Genomic DNA, 11,986 nt, shown 5'->3' with positions numbered 1-11,986 from the left:
TTAATTCTCATTTTTTAATCGTTTTTTTTCTATTTGTTCTGATAATCTGTTTTCTATAATGGGTTCTATAAGTGTTTTTCTAGGTTTAATTTTAACAAATGGATAAAGCTCTAATTTAGTTTTCATTTTATCCATTTCATTAGGATGCTTATTAGTGCCTGATAATATTATTTCTCCATTGTCAAATTGCTTTTGTTCCCTTAAAGCACTTTCTTTAATTTTTCGTTGAATTGTGCCTAATTTTAGCTGTTTTAAAAAACCACCACTAGATTCAATATTTTTGAATAAACCCAATGCATTTTCAGCAAGTTGATGGGTTAAACTTTCAATGTAATACGAGCCGTCTGAAGGATTATTAACCTTATCAAAATAACTTTCGTTTTTTAATATTAATAGCTGGTTTCTTGCTATACGGTCGGCAAATTCGTTGCTTTTATTGTAAATGTAATCATATGGTAAATTACAAATAGAATTGGCACCTCCTAATACAGCACTCATGCACTCGGTAGTGGTACGTAACATATTTGTATTATAGTCGTAAACGGTTTTATTGCGTTTTGTAGGTGTAACTTCAATAATGCAATCTGATTGGATGTGGTATTCTGAAGCCAAGGTTTTCCATAGCATCCTAAGGGCTCTTAGTTTTGCGATTTCAAAAAAATAATTTGTTCCAACTGCCAAATGGAGTGTTGCTCTTAGGGCGGATAAATCGCTTTTTGATTCATCTAAAATATTTAAATATTCGTTGGTGTGCGCAAGTGTGTAAGCCAGTTGCTGAACCATAGTGGCACCTGCATTTTGATATAGCGAACCATTTATGTGTAGTTCATTTGTTCTTTTAATTAGGCTTTCCGATAATTTTAAATCTTCTTTTAAGCCTTTAAACCAATTTCCTGTTTTAGCTAATTGACCAATGCTATCTGCTTTTATTTTAGCTTTAGGGACTAGGTTTTGTATTTGTTTAGTGTAGGCTTCAGGTTGAAATAGTAATTCAAATTGAAGAGTTACGGCTTCTACATTAATATGCTGTATTAAATTATTAATTGAAATAGCATCTGAAGGTATAATGAAATTTATTTGTTCTGCACCACCTTCAATACTTCGGATAGCGTTTAAATTGGATTTTTCAACATCAGCAACAAAAATACTTTGGCAAATTTTCCATTGTGTTGCTTTGGTACTAGATGTGTTTGGTACTTTTTCAAAATCGTCGGCATGATAAAAAGGTTTTACATCGATGTCTTCATTTGTTTTCCAAATAAGCATATCGTTGTAGTCGGCCCCTTTTAAATCGAACTGAATTTTTTGTTTCCATTGTTTAGCGGAAACCGGATTGAAACTATCAAACAGGTTTTTAGTCATTAATCTGTAGTTTTTAAGCTGTCTTCATACTCAATAATATAAATTTCTTCATTATCACGCTTCATATAATACTCTTCTCTAGCAAATTTTTCTAATCCTTCTTCGGTACTTATTTTTTTTAAATCTTTTTTATCTTTCTCTATTTCCTTTTTATAATAGCTTTTTTCGTTTTCTAAATCCTCAATTTCAGTGTTTAATTCATGGTGAATTAACCATGAATTGGCATCAAAAAACAACATCCAAATTACAAATACAACTAGTATAAGTATGAATATGTTTTTAAAAGGTTTTAGATATTTGCTTTTTGGAAATGCCATATTATAGTTTATCGTTTATTATGGTTTTAACTATATCTATTGCTACGGTATTGTATTTGTTGGTAGGGATAATAATATCTGCGTATTCTTTTGTAGGCTCAATAAACTGATTGTGCATGGGCTTTAAGGTGGTTTGGTAACGGTTTAATACTTCGTTTAAATCTCTTCCTCTTTCTGATATGTCACGTTTTAATCGTCTTATTAAACGTTCATCACTATCGGCGTGAACAAATATTTTTATATCGAACATATCTCTTAATTCAGGATTTGTAAGTATTAAAATACCTTCCACTATCATTACTTTTCGAGGATGCGTTAATATGGTGTCGCCGGTTCTGTTATGTTTTACAAACGAATATACAGGTTGCTGTATGGGTTTATTATTTTTTAAGTCCTTTAAATGCTCTACAATCAAATCAAAATCAATAGATCTTGGGTGGTCAAAATTAATATTTACACGCTCATCTAAGGATAAATGTGAGGTGTCTTTATAGTATGAATCTTGCGATAGTATGCCAACTTCGCCTTCCGGAAGTTCGTTTAATATTTGATTTACTACGGTTGTTTTTCCGCAGCCAGTACCACCTGCAATTCCTATAATTAGCATAAAGGTTGTTTTACTTTTTTAATGAAACAAATTTAAGATTAATTCTTTGGAAACAATTTATCCAGAAAAATATTTTTAAAATGGAAAAAAAAATAAAAAAAGATTTTATATATAAAAGAAAACTATATATTTGCAGTCCTTAAAAACAGGATAACTAATTCGGGGTGTAGCGTAGCCCGGTTATCGCGCCGCGTTTGGGACGCGGAGGTCGCAGGTTCGAATCCTGCCACCCCGACTAACCTAGAGATAGGAAAAATTAAAACACCGTTAATCATTGATTAACGGTGTTTTTTGTTTTAATTGAAATTTATTAATAATTCAGTAGTTTAAAGGTTGTAATTATATTCTTTTGTCATTTACCATAATGGGTTTTCTACTCATTTTTGGGAATTGAAGATTTCTAATTTCTTTTCTATCGGAGAACTCAATTTTTGGAAGTACTCGTAGTTTTGCTCTAAAATGATTTTTTATTTTTTCTAATAAATCTTCCGAAGGTTTCTTTGTTGCTATTTTAATGAGAATTTCGTCTGTACCTATTTCATTGAATGATAATTCTATTATATACGATTCTACCTCGTTAAAATCATTCATAATGTTTTGCATTGCAGGTGGGTATAAGGTTGTTCCTTTGTATTTTATCATTTGTTTTTTTCTTCCAATAACAGGTCCTAAACGGGTGGTGTTCCTGCCGCAATCACAGGGTGCATGGTGAGCTTTTACAATATCGCCGGTTTTAAAACGAAGTAAAGGCATACCTTCAAGGCCAAGTGTGGTAATTGTTAATTCACCAGCTTTACCTTCAGCTACAGGCAGGTTGTTGTCGTCTAAAATTTCGGTAATAATTAATTCTGGATGTTGGTGGCCGCCTTGTTGCTGTGTACATTCGGTAAAAGCCGTATTCATTTCAGTAGAGGCGTAAGTAGAAAACAGCTCAATATCCCAATGTTGTTTTATTTTTTGTGATAAGGTATTTAACGAAAAATCTTGATGTCTAAGGGGTTCTCCAATACAAATAGCACCTTTAATACCGGAAGTATTCGGGTCAATATTGTGTTGTTTGGCATATTCAATAAGTTTCAGTAAAAATGACGGTACCGCAATAATATACGTGGGTTTAAATTTTAAAATTGAATCCCATTGCAATTCCGGAATCCCATTACCAACCCGAATAATGCCCGCTCCCAGTTTTCGAGCACCTAAAAAATAAGCCAATCCAGCCATAAAACGGCGATCCATGGTGGTCATCAGTTGAATTACATCGCCTTTACCAATGCCAGCACAAGCAAAAGAAATAGCTTCGTTATAAGCTAAACGCTCTAAATCGTTATCGGTTAAGCCAAAAATCACAGGTTCGCCTAAGGTGCCCGAAGTAGTTACATAATCTATAATTTTGTTTTTCGGTACACACATAAAATCGTCATTATACAACTGTAAATCATCTTTTGTGGAGGTAGGAATAGTTGCTAAATCTTCAAGCGTATTGATGTTTTTAATATCAATTTGATGTGTTTCGAACAAACGCTTGTAAAAAACAGAATGCGTATTTAAATACTCTAAAAGAGATTTTAACTTATCGACCTGAAAGGCCTTGATTTCGGTTTGTGATGCGTGTTCTATATCTGGAATCATAGGGCTAACTTTCGTTTTAACTTTTTAATGTATTTGTCGACGTCTTGTTGGTCGGGAACTGTGGTGATTTCTTTGGTTTTGGCTTTTTTAAAAGCGTTTAGTGATGCTGTAAAATAGCCTTTTTCGTAGTAATATTTTCCAACTAAATAATACGCTTCCCAGTATTCTGGGTTTTTGTTTTTTAACTCTGAAAGCACTTCAGTTGTTAGTGTTCCATTGTTTTTTATTGCTGAAAGTGCTTGAGTTCGTAACGTTCTGTATGTTTGGTAATTACGATAGGCTTGAGTAAACTGGAACGGATCTTTTTCAATGTTTAAAGCCGTGTTGGCAAGCGATAGTTTATTTGGATTTTTAAAAATGGCATTGAGGTCGTATGCTACAAATTCGCCTAATTGATAGGGGTTAGACGATACCCAAACCAAACGTTGTTCGGGTTTAAAAACGATAGCGTGATGTGCTAATAATTGATTTAGCGCTTTTTGGTTACCATAACCAATAGATTTATTGTTTAAACCGTCTTTGTTTCTTAGAATATCAACCGCAATTTGAGGTGTTATTTTTGGTTGCTGATTTAGTAATTCTTCCATGCGTTGATAGCGGTATTGCGAATGACTTTCAACTATATGCTTTCGGTTTTTTTTGTCTTCCGCGTAAGCGTCACTTTGAAAATGATTGGAACATATTAATTGGTTTTCGTTTGAAACTTTATAAACTCCAAAATTGGTTGGAGACACTTCAATAATCGCCGCTTTTTTATCTTTTGCACTACCAATAAAAATAGATTCGGATACAAATACTTGACGCTTTTTTGCAATAGCGATAGCCTCGTCTATGGTGGTGGCGTACTGTAATATTTCTCGATTTAAAATAGAAATCGGTGTTTTGGCAATTAAGGGGATTTTTGATTTTCCGGCATTTATACTCACTGTAAGTCCGTGTTCGTTCATGCCCGAAACCACACCAATCATACCAGCCCAAGTGACCGACATAAATTTATAACCTTCCGTTGGGTTTACAAACGAGATTATTTTTTCCTTAGCAAATTCGTCTCCAGCGTAAAAGTCGAGATTTCGACCAATAATTAAACTACTATCTTCAGTTTTGTCTCCCCAAGCCGCAAAAGAGGTGCAACCTACCAGGGCTAAATCTTGCAAGGCATGACCAATATCGTGAGCCCCATGCAAATATAAAATACGTAAATACGGATCGGCTATATGGTTGTATTTTGGAGATGCGTATTTTGAAAGTCCGTAAATTTCGGTTTTGTATTCTACCGGAACATTTAAGTATAATTTGCGGTTAAACCAAGCTAAAAATCGTCGTAAAATCGCTTGTTTTGATTTTGATGGTACGAGTTCGTCTACCTTAGATAAAAAGGCGTGTTCTTGGAAATGGAAGAGTTCTTCGGTGAGACTTCCTGTAATTAAACCACGTTCAAAAGGGTTTCCTTCAACATAAAGCTCCCATAAACCTTGTTTGTTTTTACTGAGGTTATTGGGACCTAAAGTATAGGCGGAATCGGAAATTTTAATGCGTTCCGGAATACCGGAATTATAAGAGCTAACATCGGGAATATCATGTAAAGATTTAGAAATGCCGCAAGATGTTAGTTCTAAAAACAAAAAAAGCCACCCTAAATTAAATATCCTAAAGCTCATTTTTATGTGTTATTTTGGTTTGTTGGCTTCTAATATGTTATTCAATAGAGGCTCCATTCCAAGAATTTCAGAACAGGTTAAAACCGCTCCAATAGTAACACCTAAAATACCGTGCATATTTAAACTTTGTCCGGTTAGGAGGAGGTTTTTTACTTTGGTACGTGGCGATACAAAGGAGGCTAGTGGTTTATTCGCATCTTTAACGTAGCCATAAATAGACCCTCGGTTAGAACCAATATAATCACGATAAGATAAAGGGGTGGATGTGTATGTTTCTTGAATGCAATCGCGAATATTAGGAAATTTTTTCTCTAATTCTAGAATAAGTATTTCGGCCTTTTCTGCTTTAAATTCCTCATAAGTTTGTCCTCTCTCGTTTTTGTTGGCAACGGTGTTATATGTATTTTCCCAAGGTGCCATTTCCTCATAGCGCATGTAAGTCATCACGGTTAAACTTTCGCCCCAAACATCGGTTCTTTTGTTAATACCCATGGATGCCATATAGCCTTCTGGCCAACTTTTTGGAGTGTAATCTTGACCATCCCAAATTTTATCGGCATCTTTTATATGATAGAAATTTTTATTCTGATATTTAAATGTATTCGGTTTAAGGACAATATACAGGCTAAAACCAGCAATAATGCTTTCAATATTATTGATTCTTTTGGTGTAGATTTTCCTGAATTTATCTTCACCAACCAGTTTAATAGTGAGCTTTGGTTCTATGTTTGAAATGAATAAATCGCCTTTAATTTCTTTACCATTTTTTGTAATTACCGATGAAATATCTTTGTCTTCAAAATTGAATTTAACCACCTCATGATGTTTAAAAGCGTCGCCACCATGTTCTTTTAAACGACGAATTAAAATTTTAGAAATCTGGCTGCCTCCATTAATACAGCGGTAGGCGCTTTCAATATAAGAGTTTATAGTTAGGGCATGCACGTAAAAAGGTGTGCGGTCGGCATCGCCAGCATACAAATAGTTGGTGCCCGCAAGTACGGCGCGTAATTTTGTGTTATCGGTTATAGAATCGATATATTCTTTTGCTTTTAAACTGAAAATATTACTGTTTTCGTAATAAGGTTTTCCGTGTTTTAAACCATATAAAGGAAATTTATTGCAAACAGCTTTCACCTTATCGCAATATGTAATAATGGCTTTTTCTTCTTCAGGAAATTGAATAACTAGTTGTTTTATGAAATTATCATAACCTTGAGCATGCTTGTATTCATTAGGGTCGCCTTCAAAAGTCACAATGTCAAAACCATCTTCATCTAGTTTTTTCAAACTTAAATCGTCTATAATATCGAGGTATTTAAAATACTGATATAGGTTTTGTCCTTCGTTTAAACCACCAATATAATGCACACCGGTATCAAAAATAGTTTTGTCGCGTACAAAGGTTTGTAAATTCCCACCGTATTGGTTGTTTTTCTCCAAAACACAAACGCTATAGCCTGCTTTAGCTAAAATATTGGCGGACACTAAGCCGCCCAAACCGCTTCCTATAACTACGACATCGTAATGTGATTTCATGCTTTATTTACCTGTTTTGTTAAAATAGTAATATTTTTATTTTGAAGTGTGCATTCGAAACCTAAATCTAATTTCTTTAGGATTGAAACCAAAACATCTCCATGTAGTACAATGATGTTTCTTAATTCGGAATGCATCAAAGTGTTTAGTTCATTTTCTGCAATATTCACTTGATTGATAATTAATGTGTCTGCTTTAAATACAACCAAATCTTCCACGGCATCGATACAACGAATGTTGTGTTTATTAGTGATTAAACTGTTTTTGAATATGATGCGGTTACTTGGGCTTTCAATATAAGAAACTAGTTTTCGGTCTACCGCATGTAAGGCGAGTAAAAAGTCGAGTTGCCCATTGGTGTTCGATAAATGGACAACGGTATCTTTTTCTCCAACCGTATTTAATACCGTTTGGTAATGGTCTTGGTTGATTTTAATGTCGGTTTTAACATGTTTGAAAAGCGCATCACCTTTATATCTAAAATCGTCTAAAAGCATGGCGTGAAAGTAACTCGGACTTTCTTTTTCTTTTCTGAAAGCACTAAATTCTGCTCTAAAATATGCCCCAATTTGTTTGGCTCGTTTTGAATAATTTGGACTAAAGCGGGTATCGTTTGGGGTAATACGATGTAATATTTTTAAAGTAATGTAACCGTCTCTAATCATAGATTCACCCTTCGGAATCACTTCGGAATTACCATGAATAAGCACCGGGATAATATCGAGTTTAAACTGTTCCGCTAGGTAAAAAGCACCTTTATGAAAACGTTTTATCTTGTTGTTTTTAGAGCGTGTGCCTTCCGGGAAAGCCATTAACGTATAACCTTGTTCTACTTTCTTTTTTAAATGGTCTAAGCCGTTTTCAATGCCGCTCGAAACGGGATAAAAACCAGCTAATTGTACGGCTTTACCAAAAACAGGGGAGTTGTAAACCCAATCGTTTACCAAGAAAATAATTTTTGGGTGTAGCATGCCAATTGCTAAAATATCTAAAAAAGAAGTGTGATTTGCGATAATTATCGCCTGCTTTTTAAAATCTTCTTGATGTGGGTTAATGACCTTTTTTACAAGAAAAAGATGTGTGTAAAGTACCGATTTCATAAATTTTGAAATGGTGATATGAAACCATTTCATCTTGGTTTTCTTCGGAAGGGGGATAATTTTCAATATCGTAACACTAAACAATGAGAGCAAAATACCACCCAAACCAAAATAAGTAAATGATACAATGGAATGTAGTAATAATCGAAATGAAATAGGACGTTTTTGATTATTTCCTATAAATAGTTTAAATAATAAAGGTTGAATAGTAAAAGCGATTAAAACAGCTGATAAAATACCAATTAAACAAACTACTGATATGGAATATAATGCAGGATGTTTTGCAAAAATCAAAACGCCAACACCTAAAATAGTGGTGATTACAGATAATAAAATAGAGGTTTTATGCGTGGCCAACGATTTTTCGCCCGTGCGGTACTCGTGTAATAAACCATTGGTGATGAAAATGCTGTAATCTATACCTAAACCAAAAATAAAGGTGGAAATAATAATGTTAAAAATATTAAATTCTAAATGAAATAAACCCATAATCCCGATGGTTAGCAACCAGGTTAAACAAATGGGGATGCCTGTAACTAAAGTGAGCGAAAAGCTTTTGTAAAAGATTAGTAAAATTAGGATAACCACAATTAAGGAATAGCCAATTAAGCTATTGAAATCATTTTTTAGATTGCCTAAAAATGTCTCGTTCATTTGTTTTCGGTCAATTAATAGAGTTTGCGAATCGCCTTTAAAAGCTTCAGTTATGGCATCGCTATTTTCAACTTTCACCAAAGTGGTAATGGTGGTGTAATTATCTTTTGTAGCAATATAATCGCTTACCGAAAACGTGTTTATGGCTTTATAAGCGTCAAGTTCTATAGGTTTAAATGTGGTGTTTAAAAGCGTGTAGAATTTATGGTAGGTTTCAGGTTTAAAACCTAAAGGCTTGCCGCTTTCAATAAGATTTTCTGTAGTGGTTTCAATCGTATTTTTGTCCCAAAAGGTATTCCAGCGTTCAATTTGTGCGTTTTGTTGTGCTTTGGAATGTACAAAAGTACCAATAGAACTATAGTTGATAATTTGGTTATCGGTTTTTAGGCGTTGTAGTTTTTTTAGGATGCTATCATTAACCATTAACGTGTTTTCTTCAGAAGTGCCATAAGCGGCAATATAAATAGATTTTGATGTGCTATTAATAAGTTTATCGAGGTTTAACTCGGCGGTTTTTACATCTGCTGGCATGTAATTCATTTCACTCAAGTCGTTATTGAAAACAACCGTGTTATAAGTAAATAAACTACCAAAACAAAGTAGCAGCAAACCAATAATGGCCCAATTATTTTTGTGAATATTATAAGAGGCTAATTTATCTAAAACCGTGCTTTTTTTACGTTTTTTAGATTGTTCATGATATACCTGCGGAATAAATAGTAGCGCAAAACATGACGACCCTATAACGCTAATAGCTGCAAAAACACCCAAATCTTGCAAGGCTTGGGAGTTGATGAATAGTAAGCACAAAAATGCTAAAGCCGTGGTAAGGCTACTCATTAAAATAGGTTTGGAAATCTCCTGATATAAATGTTTAATATTATTATTACTTCGGATATGTGTGAGGATGTGTAAAGAATAATCTAAAGTAACACCCAGTAAAATAGACCCAATACCTAAAGAGATAGCCGATATTTTTTCACGAAATAAAAACAGAAAAGCAATAGCTAAAAGTCCGCCAAAGATCGTTGGAATAAATAAAATTATAGGTACGGTTAGCTTTTTGTAAAACAAAACAAAAATGAGTAAAAGGATGCTTAAAGCAACACTAATGGTTAGTGTAATATCACTTTTTATCTGGTTGGCGTTGGCCACAGCAATTAAGGTACCGCCAAAATATTCGCTTTTGGCTTTACCTTTAAAAATTTCATTTAATTTGGTTCCTGTATCGTATAAGTTTCCTACAAATTTGGTGTTTTCAGAAGTTTCATTCGCATCTAAAGCGGGTGTTATAAAGAGTAAAATATGCTGTTTGTTTTTACTAACCAAAAAACCGTTTTGAAGTATAAAGTCTTCACCAAAACTTAACTCTTGTAGTTTTTTTATTGCGATGTATGAAATGCCTAGCGGATCTTTCAAAATAAAATCTTTAGCGACAATTCCGGAAGGCGAAATAAGAGTTTTGTAATTCTTTAAGGTAATAGCATCAATACTATCTTTTTTAATTTTATTAGCTAGGGTTTCATAATCTGTTTCATTTAAAAATAATGGTAAATTTTGATAGATGAAATCTGCTGTATTTTTTATTTCAGCATCTTCTACACGACCTTGAATTTGTTTGATGTAATTGCCAGATGACGCTTTTATACTATCGATAAACTGAGCAGCGTATGCCGTTAAATCATCCACTAAACCTGTTTCGCTACGACTGATATTAACAATAATTTTATCGGTAAAGTTGACGTTTTTTAAAACCTTTTGAAATTCAGAGTTTTCGGAGTTGGTGGGGATAAGTTTAGTAATATCTTCTTCAAATTCAATTTTTGAAGCCACAAAACCAAGTATTACGAACAAGAGGGTTAAAACTCCAAAACCAATGGCTTTTTTTGAATTAAAATGCAGGTATATTTTGTAAAAGAAGTTATCCATGGGCTTCGGTTCCTTTTTTCTTCGTAAAAAGTAAAAATATAAAATAACATAATAATCCTAAAACGACAGATGAAATTACGGCAAGACTTAAGCTGCCAACAATATAAATTTTCAAATGGTTTAGAATGTCGCTACTTGTTGCGTTATCTGTAAAGTTAAAGGTTACATTTTCTCCTAAAACAAAGTTTCCAATTTTAAAACTGCCATAAATCACAAATGGAATGAGTGGAGGCATGCTCACATTAGATGAAATAAAAGCGATGGTTTTATTCAGTTTAAAAGTTAAGGCCAAGAAAATAACAATAACGGTGTGAAATCCCCAAAGTGGCGTAAGTCCAATAAAAACACCTAAAGCAACAGATAATGCCTTTTTTTCTGCGGAATCGTTTATGCCTAGAAAATTTTCAACTATAAAACGTTTAAATCCTTTTTTTTTTAATGCTCTAAAAACGTTTCGTGGTTTAATATATAAAAGGGTAAGAATGACCAGCCAAGTATTTAAAATACTGATACGGGTGAAATCTTTAAATGGTCTAAAATGCGATACACGTTCGGTTTCATCATATAAAACCTGAATCGGGATATTTCTAACGTTAATATCTTGCCAGGCAGCCTTTACTATAACTTCTATTTCAAACTCGAATTTTGAAGTGAAAAATTTTAGTTTTTTAAGTTGTTCAATTGGGTAAAGACGAAAACCAGATTGCGTGTCTTGGAGTTTGATGCCCGTTTCAGCCCAAAACCAAAAATTAGAAAACTTATTACCAAAACTACTCTTTTTCGGAACGCTGTCTTGGTCCATATTTCGAGCACCAATAAGCAAAAGATTCTTGTCTTCTGAAGCTTCAAGTGTATTGATGAATATGGGAATGTCTTCAGGGAAATGTTGCCCATCAGAATCTATAGTAAGCGCGTAATGGTAGCCTAAACTTTCGGCATGTTTAAACGCAGCGCGTAGCGCTTTACCTTTGCCTTTATTTTCTGTAAAATGAATTTGTTCGAGGCTTGTATATGTTTTTAGGATATGGGCGGTGCTATCAGTAGAACCGTCGTTAACAATAATGAGGTTTTCGGTGTGTTTAAGTACGCCGTTTAAAACCCGCTCTAATGTTTTTTCGTTGTTGTAGGTGGGTACAATAACACAACAATTCAGGCTGTTCAGTTTATGTTTTGTTACTGTTTCCTCCATTT

Annotated in this window: 8 protein-coding genes and 1 tRNA gene; 1 reads left to right on the top strand and 8 read right to left on the bottom strand. The window is 33.8% G+C overall.

Annotation, left to right across the window (positions count from 1 at the left end; all coding sequences use genetic code 11):
• The 3 genes from ABJM36_RS09490 to udk are packed head-to-tail and all read right to left on the bottom strand — an operon-like array spanning position 1 to position 2,286.
• Positions 1–1,362: a methylmalonyl-CoA mutase subunit beta gene (locus ABJM36_RS09490; RefSeq protein WP_348451224.1), complete on the bottom strand. Its 1,362-nt coding sequence runs from the start codon at positions 1,360–1,362 to the stop codon at positions 1–3.
• Positions 1,362–1,679: a septum formation initiator family protein gene (locus ABJM36_RS09485; protein ID WP_348451223.1), complete on the bottom strand. Its 318-nt coding sequence runs from the start codon at positions 1,677–1,679 to the stop codon at positions 1,362–1,364. Before ABJM36_RS09485 ends, ABJM36_RS09490 begins: the two co-directional genes overlap by 1 nt.
• A gap of 1 nt (position 1,680) precedes the next feature.
• Positions 1,681–2,286, bottom strand: coding sequence for a uridine kinase (gene udk, locus ABJM36_RS09480; RefSeq protein ID WP_348451222.1), 606 nt, complete (start codon positions 2,284–2,286; stop codon positions 1,681–1,683).
• Positions 2,287–2,446: 160 nt separating this feature from the next.
• On the opposite strand from udk, the gene ABJM36_RS09475 reads away from it, so the two are divergent.
• Positions 2,447–2,521: transfer RNA gene (locus ABJM36_RS09475), tRNA-Pro, on the top strand.
• Between the two features lie 104 nt (positions 2,522–2,625).
• Here the strand turns inward: ABJM36_RS09475 and ABJM36_RS09470 are convergent.
• Genes ABJM36_RS09470 through ABJM36_RS09450 form a run of 5 tightly spaced genes read right to left on the bottom strand, consistent with a single transcriptional unit; the run spans position 2,626 to position 11,984 of the window.
• The gene (locus tag ABJM36_RS09470) at positions 2,626–3,915 is read right to left on the bottom strand and encodes an AMP-binding protein (protein ID WP_348451221.1); all 1,290 of its coding nucleotides are present in this window, start codon (positions 3,913–3,915) and stop codon (positions 2,626–2,628) included.
• Positions 3,912–5,573, bottom strand: coding sequence for a C45 family peptidase (locus ABJM36_RS09465; protein WP_348451220.1), 1,662 nt, complete (start codon positions 5,571–5,573; stop codon positions 3,912–3,914). The genes ABJM36_RS09470 and ABJM36_RS09465 overlap by 4 nt, the downstream gene beginning before the upstream one ends.
• Positions 5,574–5,582: 9 nt before the next feature.
• Positions 5,583–7,112: an NAD(P)/FAD-dependent oxidoreductase gene (locus tag ABJM36_RS09460; protein WP_348451219.1), complete on the bottom strand. Its 1,530-nt coding sequence runs from the start codon at positions 7,110–7,112 to the stop codon at positions 5,583–5,585.
• Positions 7,109–10,795 carry an MMPL family transporter gene (locus ABJM36_RS09455; RefSeq protein WP_348451218.1) on the bottom strand — a complete coding sequence of 1,229 codons (3,687 nt, stop codon included), beginning with the start codon at positions 10,793–10,795 and terminating at the stop codon, positions 7,109–7,111. The genes ABJM36_RS09460 and ABJM36_RS09455 overlap by 4 nt, the downstream gene beginning before the upstream one ends.
• Positions 10,788–11,984, bottom strand: coding sequence for a DUF2062 domain-containing protein (locus ABJM36_RS09450; RefSeq protein WP_348451217.1), 1,197 nt, complete (start codon positions 11,982–11,984; stop codon positions 10,788–10,790). Before ABJM36_RS09450 ends, ABJM36_RS09455 begins: the two co-directional genes overlap by 8 nt.
• Between the last annotated feature and the right edge of the window lie 2 nt (positions 11,985–11,986).

It is taken from the genome of Algibacter sp., from assembly GCF_039977455.1.
GTDB lineage: Bacteria > Bacteroidota > Bacteroidia > Flavobacteriales > Flavobacteriaceae > Algibacter_B.
This window is presented reverse-complemented; position numbering and strand designations above follow the sequence as displayed.